18 protein-coding genes and 1 tRNA gene are annotated in these 17,418 nt (G+C 60.2%); 14 read left to right on the forward strand and 5 right to left on the reverse strand.

Annotation, left to right across the window (positions count from 1 at the left end; all coding sequences use genetic code 11):
* Nucleotides 1-52 precede the first annotated feature (52 nt).
* Nucleotides 53-2,041, forward strand: a complete 1,989-nt coding sequence (gene rpoD, locus ACR0JC_RS00715) for an RNA polymerase sigma factor RpoD (RefSeq protein ID WP_170339724.1) — start codon at nt 53-55, stop codon at nt 2,039-2,041.
* 187 nt (nt 2,042-2,228) lie between these two features.
* Here rpoD and ACR0JC_RS00720 read toward each other — a convergent pair whose 3' ends face one another.
* Nucleotides 2,229-3,335 (reverse strand): helix-turn-helix domain-containing protein, encoded by a 1,107-nt coding sequence (locus ACR0JC_RS00720; protein ID WP_480762972.1) that lies wholly within the window; start codon nt 3,333-3,335, stop codon nt 2,229-2,231.
* A gap of 325 nt (nt 3,336-3,660) precedes the next feature.
* Between ACR0JC_RS00720 and ACR0JC_RS00725 the strand changes: the two genes are divergently transcribed.
* The 4 genes from ACR0JC_RS00725 (at nt 3,661) to ribD (ending at nt 6,186) form a co-directional block, all read left to right on the forward strand.
* The gene (locus ACR0JC_RS00725; RefSeq protein ID WP_170339720.1) at nt 3,661-4,062 is read left to right on the forward strand and encodes a hypothetical protein; all 402 of its coding nucleotides are present in this window, start codon (nt 3,661-3,663) and stop codon (nt 4,060-4,062) included.
* Between the two features lie 22 nt (nt 4,063-4,084).
* Nucleotides 4,085-4,498, forward strand: coding sequence for a secondary thiamine-phosphate synthase enzyme YjbQ (locus tag ACR0JC_RS00730; RefSeq protein ID WP_170340078.1), 414 nt, complete (start codon nt 4,085-4,087; stop codon nt 4,496-4,498).
* Nucleotides 4,499-4,618: 120 nt separating this feature from the next.
* Nucleotides 4,619-5,089, forward strand: coding sequence for a transcriptional regulator NrdR (gene nrdR, locus ACR0JC_RS00735; RefSeq protein WP_039534475.1), 471 nt, complete (start codon nt 4,619-4,621; stop codon nt 5,087-5,089).
* Nucleotides 5,086-6,186: a bifunctional diaminohydroxyphosphoribosylaminopyrimidine deaminase/5-amino-6-(5-phosphoribosylamino)uracil reductase RibD gene (gene ribD / locus ACR0JC_RS00740; RefSeq protein WP_170339718.1), complete on the forward strand. Its 1,101-nt coding sequence runs from the start codon at nt 5,086-5,088 to the stop codon at nt 6,184-6,186. The genes nrdR and ribD overlap by 4 nt, the downstream gene beginning before the upstream one ends.
* A gap of 9 nt (nt 6,187-6,195) precedes the next feature.
* On the opposite strand, the gene ACR0JC_RS00745 is transcribed toward ribD, so the two are convergent.
* The 3 genes from ACR0JC_RS00745 to ACR0JC_RS00755 all read right to left on the reverse strand — a co-directional run bounded on the left by ACR0JC_RS00745 (nt 6,196) and on the right by ACR0JC_RS00755 (nt 10,724).
* A complete protein-coding gene (locus ACR0JC_RS00745; protein WP_480762977.1) occupies nt 6,196-8,196 on the reverse strand; it encodes a capsular polysaccharide biosynthesis protein in 2,001 nt (666 codons plus the stop codon).
* Between the two features lie 3 nt (nt 8,197-8,199).
* Nucleotides 8,200-9,333, reverse strand: coding sequence for a polysaccharide biosynthesis/export family protein (locus ACR0JC_RS00750; protein WP_367647286.1), 1,134 nt, complete (start codon nt 9,331-9,333; stop codon nt 8,200-8,202).
* Nucleotides 9,334-9,425: 92 nt separating this feature from the next.
* The gene (locus ACR0JC_RS00755) at nt 9,426-10,724 is read right to left on the reverse strand and encodes a capsule biosynthesis protein (RefSeq protein ID WP_170339712.1); all 1,299 of its coding nucleotides are present in this window, start codon (nt 10,722-10,724) and stop codon (nt 9,426-9,428) included.
* A 152-nt stretch (nt 10,725-10,876) separates the two neighbouring features.
* Here ACR0JC_RS00755 and ACR0JC_RS00760 point away from each other — a divergent pair, with 152 nt between their 5' ends.
* The 7 genes from ACR0JC_RS00760 (at nt 10,877) to ACR0JC_RS00790 (ending at nt 16,347) form a co-directional block, all read left to right on the forward strand.
* Nucleotides 10,877-11,464, forward strand: coding sequence for a riboflavin synthase (locus ACR0JC_RS00760; protein ID WP_170339710.1), 588 nt, complete (start codon nt 10,877-10,879; stop codon nt 11,462-11,464).
* 116 nt (nt 11,465-11,580) lie between these two features.
* Nucleotides 11,581-12,702, forward strand: a complete 1,122-nt coding sequence (gene ribB, locus ACR0JC_RS00765) for a 3,4-dihydroxy-2-butanone-4-phosphate synthase (RefSeq protein ID WP_170339708.1) — start codon at nt 11,581-11,583, stop codon at nt 12,700-12,702.
* 2 nt (nt 12,703-12,704) lie between these two features.
* Nucleotides 12,705-13,256, forward strand: coding sequence for a 6,7-dimethyl-8-ribityllumazine synthase (locus ACR0JC_RS00770; RefSeq protein WP_005983872.1), 552 nt, complete (start codon nt 12,705-12,707; stop codon nt 13,254-13,256).
* Nucleotides 13,253-13,735 carry a transcription antitermination factor NusB gene (gene nusB, locus ACR0JC_RS00775; protein WP_149776798.1) on the forward strand — a complete coding sequence of 161 codons (483 nt, stop codon included), beginning with the start codon at nt 13,253-13,255 and terminating at the stop codon, nt 13,733-13,735. Before ACR0JC_RS00770 ends, nusB begins: the two co-directional genes overlap by 4 nt.
* Nucleotides 13,736-13,802: 67 nt before the next feature.
* Nucleotides 13,803-14,099, forward strand: a complete 297-nt coding sequence (locus ACR0JC_RS00780; RefSeq protein WP_170339706.1) for a hypothetical protein — start codon at nt 13,803-13,805, stop codon at nt 14,097-14,099.
* Between the two features lie 84 nt (nt 14,100-14,183).
* Entirely contained in the window at nt 14,184-15,566 is a 1,383-nt protein-coding gene (locus ACR0JC_RS00785) for a PIG-L family deacetylase (RefSeq protein ID WP_480762980.1), read from the forward strand.
* Between the two features lie 349 nt (nt 15,567-15,915).
* Nucleotides 15,916-16,347, forward strand: a complete 432-nt coding sequence (locus ACR0JC_RS00790; RefSeq protein WP_170339701.1) for an MmcB family DNA repair protein — start codon at nt 15,916-15,918, stop codon at nt 16,345-16,347.
* Between the two features lie 2 nt (nt 16,348-16,349).
* On the opposite strand, the gene ACR0JC_RS00795 is transcribed toward ACR0JC_RS00790, so the two are convergent.
* Nucleotides 16,350-16,538, reverse strand: coding sequence for a DUF6324 family protein (locus ACR0JC_RS00795; RefSeq protein WP_093961768.1), 189 nt, complete (start codon nt 16,536-16,538; stop codon nt 16,350-16,352).
* Between the two features lie 70 nt (nt 16,539-16,608).
* On the opposite strand from ACR0JC_RS00795, the gene ACR0JC_RS00800 reads away from it, so the two are divergent.
* Together ACR0JC_RS00800 and ACR0JC_RS00805 are read left to right on the forward strand one after the other, a co-directional pair.
* On the forward strand, nt 16,609-17,100 hold the full coding sequence (locus ACR0JC_RS00800) for a GNAT family N-acetyltransferase (protein ID WP_170340075.1): 492 nt from the start codon (nt 16,609-16,611) through the stop codon (nt 17,098-17,100).
* 47 nt (nt 17,101-17,147) lie between these two features.
* Nucleotides 17,148-17,224: transfer RNA gene (locus tag ACR0JC_RS00805), tRNA-His, on the forward strand.
* Nucleotides 17,225-17,418: the final 194 nt, after the last annotated feature.

Here is a 17,418-nt window from a genome sequence, read left to right on the forward strand (position 1 = left end):
ACGCGCTAATGATTCGGTTCCATCGAATCACCCATCCCTGCAGGAGCACTGAATGGCCGCCAAGGATACCAACGAGGAACGGAAGTCCGACGACCAGGAACAGGAAATCTCGCTGGACATGAGCCAGGCCCAGGTCAAGAAGATGATCGCCGAGGCTCGCGAGAAAGGCTACATCACTTACGATCAGCTCAACCAGGTCCTGCCGCCGGATCAGGTCAGTTCGGAACAGATCGAGGACGTTATGTCGATGCTGTCCGAGATGGGCATCAACATCATCGAAGACGAAGAGGCCGAAGAGGAAGAGCAGAAGGGCTCGACCGATCTGGTCACCACCGACAGCAACCGCGAGGTTGCGCTGGCCGGTGCGCAAACCGAAAAGCTGGACCGGACCGATGACCCGGTGCGCATGTATCTGCGCGAGATGGGGTCGGTCGAACTGCTGAGCCGCGAGGGCGAAATCGCCATCGCGAAACGGATCGAAGCCGGTCGCAACACCATGATCCTCGGGCTCTGCGAAAGCCCGCTGACCTTTCAGGCGATCTCGATCTGGCATGACGAACTGTTGTCCGAGGACATCCTGCTGCGCGATGTCATCGATCTGGAAGCGACATTCGGCAATCAGATGGACGAGGATGGCGACGTAGAAGAGCCAGTGGTGGATACCTCGACTGTCGCGGCCGCCAAGCCCGCCAAGGACACGGGTCCCGAACTGGACGCCGACGGCAACCCGATTGCCAACGATGATGACGATGACGAAGACGATCAGGCGAACATGTCGTTGGCCGCGATGGAAGCGGCACTGAAAGATCAGGTTCTGACCCAGCTTGAGCGGATCTCGACGGATTTCGCAAAGCTCTCGGAAATGCAGGACAGCCGGATCTCGGCAACTCTGAACGAGGATGGGTCGTTCAGCGACAAGGATGAGCAGACCTATCAAAAGCTGCGCGCCGAGATCGTTGAACTGGTGAATGGCCTGCATCTGCACAACAACCGGATCGAAGCCCTGATCGATCAGTTGTACGGCATCAACAAAAGGGTGATGTCGCTGGACAGTGCCATGGTGAAGCTGGCCGACCAGGCCCGCATCAACCGCCGTGAGTTCATTGACGAGTATCGCGGTCGCGAACTTGATCCCAACTGGCTGTCCGACATGGCTCAAAAGCCGGGCCGGGGCTGGCAGATGTTCATCGAACGCTCGTCGGACAAGGTCGAGGAACTTCGCAACGACATGGCGCAGATCGGTCAATATGTCGGTTTGGACATCAGCGAATTCCGCCGCATCGTGCAGCAGGTCCAGAAAGGCGAGAAAGAGGCGCGTCAGGCCAAAAAGGAAATGGTCGAGGCCAACCTGCGCCTGGTGATCTCGATCGCTAAGAAATACACCAACCGTGGCCTGCAATTCCTTGATCTCATTCAGGAAGGCAACATCGGCCTGATGAAGGCGGTGGACAAGTTCGAATACCGCCGTGGCTACAAGTTCTCGACCTATGCGACCTGGTGGATCCGTCAAGCGATCACGCGCTCGATCGCGGATCAGGCGCGCACCATCCGTATTCCGGTGCACATGATCGAGACGATCAACAAGCTGGTGCGGACTGGCCGCCAGATGCTGCACGAGATCGGACGCGAGCCGACGCCGGAAGAACTGGCCGAAAAGCTTCAGATGCCGCTTGAAAAGGTCCGCAAGGTGATGAAGATCGCCAAGGAGCCGATTTCTCTGGAAACCCCGATCGGGGACGAGGAAGACAGCCAGCTGGGTGATTTCATCGAGGACAAGAATGCCGTGCTGCCGCTGGACAGCGCCATTCAGGAAAACCTCAAGGAAACCACCACGCGTGTACTGGCCTCGCTCACCCCGCGCGAGGAGCGGGTTCTGCGGATGCGTTTCGGCATCGGCATGAACACCGACCACACGCTGGAAGAGGTTGGTCAGCAGTTCAGCGTGACGCGCGAACGTATCCGGCAGATCGAAGCCAAGGCCCTGCGCAAGCTGAAACATCCCAGCCGAAGCCGAAAGCTGCGGTCCTTCCTGGATCAGTGATCAAAAAGGCGCCTCGACCGAGGCGCCTTCTTTCATTTGAGCTGCGGTTTGGTTCACGACGGCCAAACGTGAATTCAATTTGGCGGGAATTCGCAAGTGGTCAGAGCCTTCGCGGACCATATCGCTTGTGTCCGCTCATGGGACAGGTCGGGGCGAGGCGGCAACGCTGATGACCCCCGGCCGCTTGTCAGGCAAGCATTCTGCGCCGGGACTTATCCTTGTATGCGCTGGGAGATTGCCCGGTCCAGCGTTTGAAGGCAGTCGAAAACGCCGCCTGGTCTGCGTAGCCAAGGCTGTATGAGATCTCAGATAGGCTCATGTCGTTCTTCAGAAACGTTCTGGCGAGGTCACAGCGCAGGTCGTCGACAATTTCGCGAAAGCTGGTGCCTTCCTCGGTCAGGCGCCGACCGAATGTCCGCGGGCTCATGCCCAGATCCTTGGCGACCTGTTCGGCGCGGGCGATGGCTCCCGGAAGCGATTGGGTGATCCGCCCTTCGACCCGCGACCGTAGAGTCTGTTTTTCGTCACTGTTTTCACGCAGAAGACGGTCACCATATTCCATCAGGTGCTGTCGCAAGCTGGGGTCGTAGGTCGGGACAGGCACGTCGAGCGTTGATTGCGGCAAAATGATCTCGAGCTTTTCCGCGCCAAACACCACCGGGAATTTGCCGAGTTTGGAATAGTCTTCCTCTCGCGCGCCGACCTTGTGCTGAAACCGTAGTTCGATCGGTTGGATCGGGATCCCCGTCAGAGCACGCAGGCGGGCAATGCAGGCAAACATGAGGAACTCGGTTCGCCGGTGGTACCGCGAAAAGCTTGGGTCCTTCCACCTGGCCTCGATGGTTGCCGAATTTCCGGACTCATGCAGCCTCACGGCGAAGGCCGGATCAATCAGCCGGTGGAAGTGGTTGGCGTTCTCCAGTACCTGCCGGAGATCCCGGGAATACTTGCTGATATAAGCGGTCAGGCTAGAAGTTGCGCTGAACTGCAAGCCCGTTCGCGCGCCGAACAGGATGTCGTTGAGTTCATCGCAAGCGTGGCGGGCAAACAAGGCCTCGCTATGGGCACTGTACAACTTTGCAGGCGGCGCGAGGTCTTGCGCACTCAGCCCGCTTTTGGCGAGGACTCGAACGACCGTATCAGTATTCCCTGCCTGATCCTGCAACGCGGACGCCAGCAGCTGAATTCTGGCGATATCGACTTGCATGCCACGCTCCGGAACCCACTGAATTGGCCGGATTATGTAGCGAATTTTGTCATTTGCATAGTTTTTGTGAGGTGACCGTTTCCACACAGGGTCAGACACGGCGCACTTACGTGCACCGGAAATGGCTTCAGATCACAAAGACGTGGCCGGGCAAAGAAAGACTCGATGGTACGGCCGTCATAAATCAGCCGCGTGCCGGGTCAGTCCCGTGGGGATCGGGCAGAGCCGAAGGATTTGGTCACACCAACCGATCTGTGGCTCCCCGGCACACATTGAATGCATGTCCCAGTTCCCCGGACGCAAGGCACCACTCGCGTGCGCACTGTTCCTGAAATCATCGTGAACGACGCTGTTCTGGGCTTGGTGAAAAACTAGGCTATGATGCGTGTCAAAATCAGGGAAGATATTTGCAATGAAACATATTCTGACATGCTACGCGGTTGCGGCAATGGTTGCAGCTGCTCCGGTCGAGACTAACGCCGCCCCGAACGGGTACCGGACCGAGCCGATGAACAGCACCGATTTTGAGGTCATCCCCCGCGCCCGGCAGGACGTTGATGGGTATTGGTGCGCGGCGGCGGATTTTGCTCGGCGCAAACTGGGGGCCGGCTGGCAGCAGCGGATTTACGTTTTGCGCGGCTACGGGCCCAGTGTGACAACCGGGCGTCGGACCGCCGTGCAGTTTTCGATCAAACCGCCGACAGGCGGCGTGCCACAGCAACCCAGCGTAGTGGTTTCTGGATTTCAACCGGGCTACAGCATGTCGGTCCAAGGTGCGAATGCCCGGTGCAACGTGCGCCCATTCTTCAACTGACGCAAACAGGGCCACCCGGTTGATGCAGGCCGAATTCACCATCGAAACCCGAGGGCAGGGGCTGTACGAGTTCACCTCCGACATCCGTGACTGGCTATCCTCAAGTGGGGCCGACGGATTGCTGACGCTGTTCGTCCGCCACACATCCTGTTCACTCTTGATACAGGAAAACGCGGATCCCGAGGTTCAGACGGACCTGCAGGCATTTTTCTCGCGGCTGGTTCCGCCCACAGATCATCCGTCGATGTCTTATCTGAAACATACGTATGAAGGGCCCGATGACATGCCGGCCCATATCAAGGCGGCTATGATGCCGGTCTCGCTTTCGATCCCGGTCCGACGTGGGCAACCTGCCTTGGGAACATGGCAGGGTATCTACCTGTTCGAGCACAGGACCGCGCCCCATGTTCGCCGAGTTGCGGCGCATTTTGGGTGACCCTGCATATAGCGGTTGAAATTTCCGACTACCCAAACTCTAGCGGCTGCCCTATAGTTGTGGATAAGTCGGCCACAGCGCTGACAAAAAGAGGCGGAACAAGGGACGAGGAGACGGCGGATGCGCTGCCCGTTTTGCGGAAATATCGATACTCAGGTCAAGGACTCGCGTCCGGCAGAAGATCACGTGGCCATCCGCAGGCGTCGGTTCTGCCCCGCGTGTGGGGGCCGTTTCACCACCTATGAGCGGGTCCAGTTGCGCGACCTTGTGGTCATCAAGACAAATGGCAAACGCGAGGATTTCGACCGGGACAAACTGGAACGGTCAATCCGTATTTCGATGCAGAAGCGCCCGATTGATCCGGACCGCATCGACCAGATGATATCCGGCATCGTGCGGCGCCTGGAAAGCATGGGTGAGACCGACATTCCGTCCAACAAGATCGGCGAGATCGTCATGGAAGCACTGGCGCGGATCGACACCGTCGCCTATGTTCGCTTTGCGAGCGTATACAAGAATTTCCAGGCGGCCGATGATTTCGAGGAGTTCGTCCACGAACTGCGCCCGCCGCAGCCATCGACTGACGAGTGACCGAAACAGACAAGCGATACATGGCGCTGGCCCTGTCCTTGGGGCGGCGCGGACAAGGATCTTGCTGGCCCAACCCCGCGGTCGGATGTGTTCTGGTGAAAAACGGCCGGATCGTCGGGCGCGGGTGGACGCAGCCCGGCGGTCGCCCTCATGCGGAAACCGAGGCTCTGGCCCAGGCCAGCGAACAAGCGCGTGGCGCGACGGCTTATGTTTCGCTGGAGCCATGTTCGCATCACGGCAAGACGCCACCTTGTGCTCAGGCGTTGATCGACGCCGGAGTGGCCCGCGTGGTTTCGGCGATCGAGGACAGCGATCCGCGCGTCGCGGGGCAGGGGTTTGCCATGTTGCGCGATGCCGGGATTGAGGTCACGACCGGGGTTCTGAGCGATCAGGCGGCAATGGATCACGCGGGCTTTTTCATGAAGACCGAGCAAGGCCGACCCTTCGTGACGCTGAAACTTGCCGGCAGCTTTGATGGACGGATCGCAACCGAGACCGGGCAGAGCAAGTGGATCACCGGCCCCGAGGCCCGCCGGGCGGTGCATGCCATGCGTGCGCGGCACGATGCGGTGATGGTCGGCGCGGGCACCGCGCGGGCCGACGATCCTTCGCTGACGGTTCGTGATCTGGGTATCGACCGGCAACCCGTGCGTGTCGTAGTTTCACGTCACCTCGAATTGCCTTTGCTCAGCCAGTTGGCCCGAACCGCGTCTGATATTCCCGTTTGGCTTTGCCATGGCCCGTCGCCCGATCCCGAGCGTGCCGCGGCGTGGCAGGGACTGGGCGCGCGGCTGATATCCTGCGCGTTGCAGGATCACCGGATCGACGCTGCAGACATGCTCCACCAATTGGGGCAGGCCGGTCTGACCCGGGTATTCTGCGAGGGGGGCTCGGCTCTGGCTGCGTCCCTGCTGGCAAATGATCTGGTCGACGAGCTGGTCGGTTTCAGCGCGGGCTTGGCCATCGGAGCCGAGGGATTGCCCGCCATTGGCGCCATGGGGCTTGAGGAATTGGGCGACGCGCCCCGCTTTTCGCTGGTCGAAACCCGGGACTTGGGTGGCGATGTCCTGCATGTCTGGCGCAGGCCGGTCCGCTAGCGGCGAGCCCTAGCGCCACAGGTTCGCATGTGTTGCAAAAGCCCCCTGAAGCTTAGCCAGCAGCCGAATTGCCGGCCCAGCTGGTGCAATCGGGCCATTCGTCAAACGGTCTGCGACAACCTCCGCCGGGCATGCGTCGCGCGTGACTGGATCGAAATACCGTGGATAGTCGATGAGCGTGGCGTAAGCCAGGCCCAACACCGTCGGTCGCGCGCCTCGTCGTGCCGGGACCGATCCAAGGTCCGTCGTCAGACCCCAGCCGGCGTAAAACGGGGCCCCAAGCGTAGTGACCTTTATCCCGCGCAGCAAAGCTTCGAACCCAAGCAGTGAGGTCATTGTCCAGACCTCATGAACCTCTGGCAGAACCAGTGCCGGATCGACATCGTGGAGGACGACATCCGCCAGACCCTCGGCGTCTATTCGACCGTCTCGAAGCCCGGCCTCAACATCTGGGTGCGGTTTGTAGATCAGAACTGCGTCGGGATTGGCCGCGCGAACGGTGCTCAGCAACTCGAGATTTGTGCGGACCGTGCTGGTGCCCAACCGGATCGAGGCGTCGTCCTCTACCTGGCCAGGTACAAGAATCCGGTGCCCGTCCGGCAAGGGCGGGCAACCGCCGCCCGTATTGTATTTGCTTAGTCCCGCCGCGGTGAGTTGCGTCACCAGGCGGCGTATCCGTATCTCCTGATCGGGTCGCAACTCTTCGCGAGCGGTGATCAGTTCTTCCAGACGGCTGGGTCGGGTGGGGTCGTAGTAAATTCCAAGGTCGTCGGTCACCAGTGAAAGCGGGGGCACAAGGTTGGCCCCCAACCCGCGCGAGCGCACAAAACCGTCTTCGACGCGGACCACATCTTCGGCGTCCAGATCACGATTGCCCCAAACCATATGGGACCGATCGGTCGCCAAGGGTCGTTCCGGCACGAAACGGACTTTTTTCCACTTCCCGAAGGTTTGCTGAATATGCCTGCGTTTCCACAAGCGCATTCCAGACGCTGTCCAGCCGTGCCTGTCCTGTCGCCAAGCGCGGCTCTGGGCTTCAAGCGTATCCAGCACCGTTTCCAGCTCACACAGCTGGTCGCGATAGGGATCGTACCACGTCGGGTACAGTATCATGGCGGCAGCGAATAGTTGAGCGCGGGTCAGATTACGCTGACGGCGCGCCAGAGGCATCTCGTCCTGTGTCAGACCCCACCCAGCATAGAAGGGTTGCCCAAAAACCCTAGGTTTGTGACCGGCCAGAATGGCCTCAAACCCCAGCTGCGAGGACAGGGTATAGACCCCGATCGCGCCTTCCAGCAACGACCAGGGGCTGATCTGATCCGCCAGCAGGGAGACACGGTCAGTTTCGTCATCTGCCGAGAAAAAACCGCGCCGATGACCCTGCAGTGTTTCCGGGTGGGTCTTGATGATCACACGCGCGCCGGGGTTTTCCTCTTGGGCCATGATCAGCATTTCGAGAAACCGCGCCGGGTCGCCCCGGCTTGCCGTAACCGCCGCATCGCCCTGTATCTGATCGACAACCAGTACATAGCCCGGATCCGGGGGCGCGATATCCGGGTCGCAGGCCGAATACTTGCTCAGATGCGATTCCTTCAGCCGTGCGATCGCGCCGCGCGCCCGATCCAGCAGGGCGGTGTCATCCAGCGGGTGCGTGGCCAGCAGAGTTTCGAGGTCCGACGGCTGTGACGGATCGAAATGCATCGCACGTCGTTCCAGAAGCAGGCCCAGCGGCGGCTCGTGATCGCGCCCCGGCAGCAAGGATCGCAGAAAAGCATCCTCGACCCGCAACAGCGGGATTTTCCGGTCCTTCGCAACTCGAATTCCGCGGTGTGCGGTCGGGCTTTCGCCCCAGATACCCACCATGTCGCCCGAACGCGGAAGCCCAACGCGAATGTCGAATCCCGCCAGCGACAGGATGCGTCGGACCCTGCGTTGGGTCAGAAACCCGCCATTGTAGACATACAGGCGCGTTCGATCCTCGGCGTCCGCAGTGTCGGCGCCGGGTTTCATGCCTCAGTTTCCGGTCAGCGTGGCGACGTTTGCAACGGGTGTCAGACCGCCGGCAATCAGCGAAATCGACTTGGTCCACTGTGCATACGGGGCTTCGGTCACGTATATCGTGTCGTCGTCTCGGATCACGAAATCACGTGCAACAAACAGACCGTTGGGCGCCGTGAGGTTCAGCAGGTAGATCACGCGTTGTTCGCCCTGAAGGTTCGCCTGGCCCAGCACTTTGCGTGCAATGTCTTCACGCTCGTCTCTCAGAACGAAGATACCTGTGGGATCCGAGGACAGCGATTGCAAACCGCCGACCTGCGCCAGCGCTTCCAGCGCGGACAGATCCTGACTGTCGAAGGCGACGCGGGATTGCCCGCCCGTGGCCCCAAGCGCGATATACGACCGGGTGTCCTGTTCGACCAAGATGCGATCACCGCCGCGCAGAGCGATGTCGGTTTCAGGATTGCGGAACAAATCGTCATACCACACGGTGCCACGCTGATTGCCGCGGATCACCGTGACCAGCGCAATATCCGGGGCGACCGCCACGCCACCGGCCCTTGCAAGCATCGTCGACAAGGTGCGGGTCGGGCGCTCGATCGGGTAGATGCCGGAGGCGCCGATCGTGCCGGTTACCGAGACCGTCGCACCGTCACCCGCCACGCGGCGGATCTGAACCTGCGGATCAGGCGTCTGCTCGCGCAGCTTTTCTGCAATCAGCGAGCGAAGCTGCTCGGGCGTATTGCCCGAGGCGCGCAAGCGGCCGGCATAGGGCACGAAGATAAAGCCTTCGCTGTCGACCTGAACCTCATCGAGATTGGTCGATGGGCCGGTTTCGCCAGCCAGCAGACCGTCGTCGACGTTTTCCCAGATGGTCAGGCCAAGCACGTCGCCGGGACGAATGGTGTCGGATGTTACGCTTTGTGCTGACCGGAAGGCAGGCGGAAAACCAAACTGTGGAACCGCAGAGGTGACGTGGGCCACCCGGTCATCAACTTCGACCACGTGGGCGTTGCCGCCATTGACCGTCGAGCCCGCCAGAATTTCGGTTTTGTTCGGCCCTGCCTTGGGCAGTTGGCACGCTGTCAGAAGGCCAACGGCTGCAACAAGGGAAAACCCTCGTATCCATCGAGTAGGGAAACGCTGCACTGCCGAAATACCTCGAGTTTCGTATGTAGTCTTTTGGTTTGCGGTCAAACTAGCGGTTTCATACTTCAAGTTCCAGCCAGCGAAGCACCGTGTCATTCAACGATTTTCAACTGTGGCGTGATGGTCGCGATTCCGGTCAGCGCGGCCTGGTAAGGGTCGCGAGCCTGCAGCATCATGTCAGCAACCCGCCGCAGCAACTGGCGCCGTCCGCCGCGCGAGTAATAGCCGCCCGGCACCTGGCTGGTTTCCAACAGGAATTGGCGGTATGCCCGATAGGCTTCCGTGTCCGGTTTTTGCGGGTGCCTGAAAAATTCGTCAATCGGTTGATGCGAGACCAGTTCAGACTTGTCGTAGACCGACTTGCCGAAGACACGCAGAGGGATGCCGCGCCACAGGGCCTGCTGTCCTGCGGTGGAATTGATGGTCAGGGCCGAGCTCGCGTGATCCAGTAGTCGCGCCAGCTTTCCGCCAGGCACGTAATGCACGCGATCCGAGATGCCCAAAGCGCGCGCCTGTGCTTGGACGCGTCTTCTCAACGGTTCGCGCTGGTTCTCAAGGGGATGTTCCTTGATGACGAGGCGGTGGTGGGACGGAGCGCCCTTGGCGAACCCCTCCATCACCGGGGTGATGAAATCGGCCATGCATGAAAAGTCCGAATGCGCCTGGACCGAACTGTCGTGCCCCAGTTGCAGCAGCACAAGATGATACGGGAACCCGCCGCGCCTAACACGCCAAGTGGCGAGAACGCGCTGCAACCGATGGATCGGCATGAGCGCCAAACGTTTGAAATACAGTTTGAATTCCTTTGAGACAGGCACTTCTCGGTGCGGGCGGAAATTTCGGTACCCGCGGTTCGCACACAGAACGAACCAATGGTACAGAGCGCCGTAGAAAACGTGTTGCCGCATATCTCCCCAATGTGACGGCGGTGGGGGCGTTTTGGCGCCCGAGCTTTGCAACGCCTGCTGCATCTGGGCGATTTCCAGATCCATCAGGCGAGAATGCCCGTTGGACCCATTGCGCTCATAGGTGACCCACCAAGGTCGAAGGTAACCTTCCTCGAACACATGAACACGGATGCCATGGATTCGCGCCGTCCGGATCGCGTCGGCGTGCACCGGGCGAACATCGCCATAAAGCACGATGTCGGTAACACCGCGCGCAAGGATGATGTCCCTCAGGCTTTCCGGCCAGTCGTCGAGCCTGCCGCGATAGGGGATATAGCTGGCGCGATCGAACCAAAACGCCTGGTCCCCGGCATTGAACCCGACACGCCACACCTGCGCGCCAGCCGCGCGCAACATGCGACCCAGGCCGCTGAAGAACGGCCCATGCGGCCCCTGCAGAAACAGGAATACGCGACTGTCGGAGGTGGCCTTCGGTTGCCTCATGCCAGATGCTCGAATTCTTGTTGCCCGTGTTTTGTTGAGCAAACTATGCCTTTTTGCGGCCAGCCGGGCAAGGCAGGGCTTGCTCCGCCCGCCACTTGGCCTTACCTCGGCGTGGATTGCATGGCACAGCTTAGGCGCAGAGGGTTAACGGAATGTTTACTGGGATCGTCACCGATATCGGCACAATCATCGAGTTGGAGCAGCAGGGCGATTTGCGTGCGCGCATTCGGACAGGCTATGATACATCCGGCATAGATATTGGTGCGTCGATCGCCAGCGACGGGGTTTGCCTGACCGTCATCGCGCTGGGTGATGACTGGTACGATGTTCAGATCAGCGCCGAGACCGTTTCCAAAACCAATCTGGACGGCTGGAAGGTGGGCTCAAGGGTCAACCTTGAACGGGCCTTGAAGGTGGGTGACGAATTGGGTGGCCATATCGTATCGGGACACGTGGATGGCGTCGCAGAGATCGTCGCGATGGCCGAAGAAGGTGACAGCACCCGCGTGACCCTGCGCGCGCCCAACGATTTGGCGCGCTTCATCGCGCCCAAGGGCTCGGTTGCTCTGAACGGCACTTCGCTTACGGTCAACGATGTCGACGGGTGCGATTTCGGGATCAACTTCATTCCCCATACCAAAGAGGTGACGACCTGGGGTGCAGCGAAGGTCGGAGATCGGGTCAATCTGGAAATCGACACGCTGGCCCGGTACGTGGCCCGTCTGGCCGAGGTTTCGTGATCGCCAGCGAAGAAATTGCGTCGCGTTAGGTACGGCCCACTTCGTTTGCGGACTGGCCTTTGCGCGCGCGCTGGTCTATCCCGCGATGCAACACCTGCTCTGTGAAAGGCTGCCCCATGAGCTTTGAAACACCCGGACCGGTCGAGGCCCAGCTGCGCGACGCGATCAGCCCGATCGAAGAGATCATCGAAGAGGCGCGCCAGGGCCGGATGTACATTCTGGTCGATCACGAGGACCGCGAAAACGAAGGCGACCTGGTGATCCCGGGGGAATTCGCCGATGCCGAGGCGATCAATTTCATGGCCACCCATGGCCGCGGGCTGATCTGCCTGCCGATGACGGCCGAGCGGATCGACCGGCTGGGCCTGCCGATGATGGCCGTGAACAACTCGTCGCGGCACGAAACCGCCTTTACCGTCTCGATCGAGGCACGCGAAGGCGTCAGCACCGGGATCTCGGCCGCCGACCGGGCGCTGACCATCGCCACCGCGATCAACGAACAGAACACCATGGCGCATCTGGCCACGCCCGGCCATGTCTTTCCGCTGCGCGCCAAGCGGGGCGGGGTGCTTGTACGCGCCGGCCACACCGAGGCCGCCGTGGACATCTCGCGTCTGGCCGGGCTGAACCCTTCGGGCGTGATCTGCGAGATCATGAAGCCCGACGGCACCATGGCCCGGCTGCCCGATCTGGTCGAATTCGCCAAGGAGCATGGGCTGAAGATCGGCACCATCAGCGACCTGATCTCGTACCGTGCGCGCCACGACAATCTGGTGGTCGAGACCGCGCGCCGGATGGTCACGTCGGAATATGGCGGTGAGTGGGAGATGCGGATCTTCACCGATCAGACCCACGGGATTGAGCATTTGGTGATGATCAAGGGCGACATCAGCACGCCCGAGCCGGTGCTGACCCGCACCCATGCGCTGCACGAGGCTTCGGACATTCTGGGTCTTGGTCCGAAGTCGCCGCAGGAACTGCCGCGCGCGATGGAAAAGATCGCCGCCGAGGGGCGCGGCGTGGTCTGCCTGTTCCGCAACCCGCGCAACTCGTTGTACGCGGCCGAGGACGAAGGCCCGCGCACCATCAAGCAAACCGGTCTGGGCGCGCAGATCCTGTCCAAGATGGGCATCAAGGAACTGGTGCTGCTGACCGACTCGCCGCAGACGAAATACCTGGGTCTGGACGCCTTTGGCCTGTCCATCGTCGGGACCCGCTCGATTCTCAAGGATGACTGAGCATGGCTGAGCAAGACAAACACGGCGTTCTGCCGACCCCGAAATTCGACGACCCGGTCAAGCTGCTGATCGTCGTGGCCCCGTTCTATCGCGCCATCGCCGACGACCTGGTTCGCGGCGCCAAGGCCGAGATCGAGGCCGCCGGCGGCAGTTGCGAGGTGGTCGAGGTGCCCGGCGCGCTCGAGATTCCGACCGCGATTGCCATGGCCGACCGCCAGTGCAACTTTGACGGCTATGTGGCGCTGGGCTGCGTGATCCGGGGCGAGACCACGCATTACGAAACCGTCTGCAACGATTCCAGCCGGGCGATCCAGCTGCTGGGCCTGCAGGGGCTGTGCATCGGCAACGGCATCCTGACGGTTGAAAATGACGCGCAGGCCGAAGTGCGCGCAAATCCGGAAAAGATGAACAAAGGTGGCGGCGCGGCGGCTGCGGCCTTGCATCTGATCGCACTCAGACGTAAGTGGGGCGCTTCGAAAAAGGGCGTCGGATTCAAACCGCCGTCCGAGTCCATCCTCGTGGCGGGCGACAGCAACGGATCAACGACAGCATGACCCAGACAGACACGCCGAAACCGGCAAACCGGAAACGCCTGATGAAATCCGCCGCGCGGCTGTATGCCGTGCAGGCGCTGTTCCAGATGGAGCAGTCGGGCCAGACGACCGAGCAGGTGGTCAACGAGTTTCTGGATCACCGGTTCGGCGCGGTCTACGAGGGCGACGAGATGTTGGAAGGCGACAGCACGCTGTTTCGCAAGCTGGTGGATGATGCTGTGAACTATCAGGCGCCGATCGACCAGATGACCGACCGTGCGCTGGTGGCCAAGTGGCCGATCTCGCGCATCGACCCGACCCTGCGGGCACTGTTCCGCGCGGCCGGCGCCGAGCTGAGCCAGAGCGACACGCCGCCCAAGGTGGTCATCACCGAATTCGTCGACGTGGCGCGTGCCTTCTTCCCCGAAGGAAAAGAGCCGAAATTCGTCAACGCGGTACTGGATCACATGGCCCGCGAGGCCAAGCCCGAGGCGTTCTGACGCGCCACGGGCGATTTTACCCGGCATGAAATTGCGCTAGACTCCTGTCGTGTGAAGGAGGTGCGTCATGCCGAAACTGATCCGTCTTTACATCACCCAGGTCGCGCTCGGCTTTGTGATCTCGGCTGTGTTTGTCGCGGTGCTGCTGCTTTTGAACGTGGCCAACCTGCGTCACCTCATCACCGGGTCCGACATTGGCTTTATCGCGCTGATCATGATCTGGTTCATGAACGGGATCGTCTTTGCAGGCGTCCAATTCGCCTATGCGATCATGAGCATGGCCGAAAAACCCAAAGGCCCGCGGGGCGGTACCCCGGTCGCGGTCAAGTTGGAACCCGTGCGCGTTGAAGCGCGCCGGTCGTGATAGGTGGTTCCTGGCGCTTGCAATTGGTCTGCCCCTGACATTTGATGCGCAAGCGTATCGAATTGTCTATGAAAGACCGTTTCCTTGACCAAGCCAAGTTACGAAGACGTCATCAATTCGCCAGCGTTTCTGGATGATCTGTCAAGTTTGAATCAGGCGATTGCCGACGGTCTGAAACAAGCAGGCGAGCCAGTCGCGATTAATGGAAATGTGTGCTATGCACACAAGCAAGAAGACTTTCATTTATCCGATCTCGCGCCGTCGATGGAGCCGAAACGGCGTTCTCTTCATCGGCTGGCACAGGAAAGCAATTGCTTTGCCGAGGTCGGGGTGGCGGGCGGCCACGCGGGTCTGTTGGCGCTGCACTCGAACCCCGGTTTGAAGTATATCGGCATCGACCTCGGACAGCGTTTGCGCGCCTCGTGGCCGCCGGTCGACATCTACGTGCCGATCGCATTCCGATGGTTCGAAAACCGTTTCCCGGATCGCGTGAAGTTCTACCTCAGCCCAGCGATCGAAGGGCTTGAGCAGGCGATTCAGGATCGGCCGTTCGGCCCGATCGACCTGTTGCACTTGGATGCGCAGAAGAACAGCAGGGTCGCCGAGCTGGATGCGGTCTGGTCTGGCCTGGCTGACAGATGCTACCTGATTCAGGGAGACAACCGAAACGGCCATGTGCAGGCAAGCTCGGCCCGTTTGGTCCAGCAAGGGCGCGCGCGGCCCGTCAACCTCGTTGGGCCGGAAACCCTGCACAGCGCGAATTTCGGCCTTTTGGAGACCGGTCCGGACGTTGCGCGCAACGCACTCAGCCTGGACGGGCTTGCCCATCAGCGCATTCTCGTGTGCGTGTGCCATCAAGATGATGAAACGCTGTTTGCCGGCTCACTTCTGGCGCATCTCAAGGGACATGCCGAAATTGTCGTTGCAAGCTTCTTCCGGCCTGCATCCAACCGTCGAGACACCGATACGCGCGAAGCGGCGATGCAACAGGTGTGCGACATGATTGGAGCCACCCGGGTGCAACTGCCCTTTGCGGTCGAAAGTGATTACCCGAGGCTGCGCCGTTTTATTCGCATGCCAACCGGCGATGGCATGCCAGAACCTGAAATCGTCCGGCCATTGCGCCGCCATCCGTTGTTTGGGCTGTTATCCGGATCCGCCTATGCGTTGATGAAGCAGTTCGCGCCGACAACCGTCATCACTCACAACCGAGTTGGCGAATACGGGCATGTCGAACACGTGCTGTTGCATCATGCGGTCAAGCAGGCATCTGCACGTTACACGGACGCCCAGATGTTGACGTTTGGATTGAACCTGCCAGCGGCAGATTTGACCGTGCCAAGCCTGCCGGAGCAAAAAAACAGAATGTTTGACTGCTATATGCCGCAATGGAACGGGCGCAGGCTTTATGATTTTGCTCTTGATGACGAAACCTTCGCACGGGTCGATCCGCAGGAATTCACCTGATCGGAAGGCGGCGGGACCACCAGGCAACCGTGCGGTTTTGATTCCCGAGGACCTGTATGTACAGGTGGGCGCCAGGTAAACGGGCCAGGACCCGAACAGAGCCAGCTCCCTCGGAATTGCTTAAGGCCACCGGAATGCTACCAGTCACGAGAAGGGCAGAACCCGCCAAGGGCGTAAGTAGGGCGCAAAACTGAGTTGCACAAGGGGCTTGCACAACAGTTTTTGGTCTGGGTCGTGCCGAAGTTGATTGTGGGAGCAAATCTTGGGCATGCGGGCCGGGTCAAATCCGGGATGATGATCAACACTCGCCAACTTGACAATTTGTTCACTAATTGTTCACACTCTGCGCATGACAGTTGAACTTCAGCCCGGACAAAGACTGGCCAGGGGGGTCTCTCGGCACCTTGTGACGCACGGCTTTGTTTCGATTGAGGAATTCGTCCCGACCCGCGGGTTGCGCGTTGATGTCATGGGGTTGGGGCCAAAGGGCGAGCTTTGGGTGATCGAGTGCAAGTCAAGCCGGGCCGACTATATGTCCGATTCGAAGTGGCAGGGCTATCTGGATTGGTGCGACCGCTTCTTCTGGGCGGTGGACACGGACTTTCCCACCGAGCTGCTGCCCGCTGAAACCGGACTTATCATTGCGGATGCTTATGACGCCGAGATCGTACGCATGTCCCCCGAGACCAAGTTGGCCGGGGCAAGACGCAAAAAGATGATCCAGAAATTTGCCATGGACGCCGCGCGGCGGTTGCACGGCCTGCGTGATCCGCGGCTTTGATTTCAGCCTTTGACGGCGCGTGCGGCTTGTGCTGCGGCGCGGATCTCGTCGGCGATTTCCTCGGCTTCTTCCGGGTCGAAATCCATGGGGATTTCCAGCTCGCCCGCCTCGATGAACAGGCGTACCATTCCATGGTCGGTCGGACCGATCTGAAGGTTCGCTTCGATGTCACGTTCGGTATTGATGCCCATTCTCGCCTCCGGGGACTGAGCGTTTCTGCTAGCCTGCAACGCAATGGGAATCAAGCGGAGTGTGTGGCCGATGCTGCAAGGGGACAATGCTGAGATCCGGCCGTTTCGCGAAGATGACCGCGATTGGCTGGTCGAGCGCCACGGAACACTTTACGCGCGGGATGAAGGATTTGACGAGAGCTTCGCTCCGCTGGTGGCCCGTATTCTGGACGAATTTGTCGCCGGGCATGATCCCCAACGCGAGAGGGGATGGATCGTTGAAAGTGACGGAAAGCGCCTTGGTAGTATTTTCTGTGTAGCGCAGGATGAAACTACCGCCAAACTGCGGCTTTTTTTGCTGGAACCCGACGCGCGGGGCAGGGGACTTGGGGCGCGGCTTTTGATGACATGCATGGATTTTGCACGATCCGCGGGCTATGCGTCGATGGTGTTGTGGACCCACGAAAGCCACAGGGCTGCCTGCAAGCTGTACCAAGCGTATGGATGGCGCTTGACCGACAGCAAACCGGTTCATTCCTTCGGCGTCGATCTCATCGAACAAAGCTGGTCAATTCGACTTTAAGGCTCTTGCAATCCCCGAACGCGTTCGTTAAATCGCCCCTCACGAGTGCCGCCTTAGCTCAGTTGGTTAGAGCGCTGGATTGTGGATCCAGAGGTCCCCTGTTCAAGCCAGGGAGGCGGTACCATCTCCCCTCGACAAGACTGCTCGACCGCCGCTTTTGACGTGCGCTGTTTTTCCGTTGGTAGGGTTGGGATTAACGAGGCCGGTCGCAAGAGATTTGCGGTGCAACTGGCGGAATTAGTTTGGTTTTTACTGGTCCCTTTTACGCCGTAACCCAAAATTCTGGGATTATTTGAGAGGGCAATCGACTCCAGATGG

The organism is Ruegeria sp. CH5 (assembly GCF_056537025.1).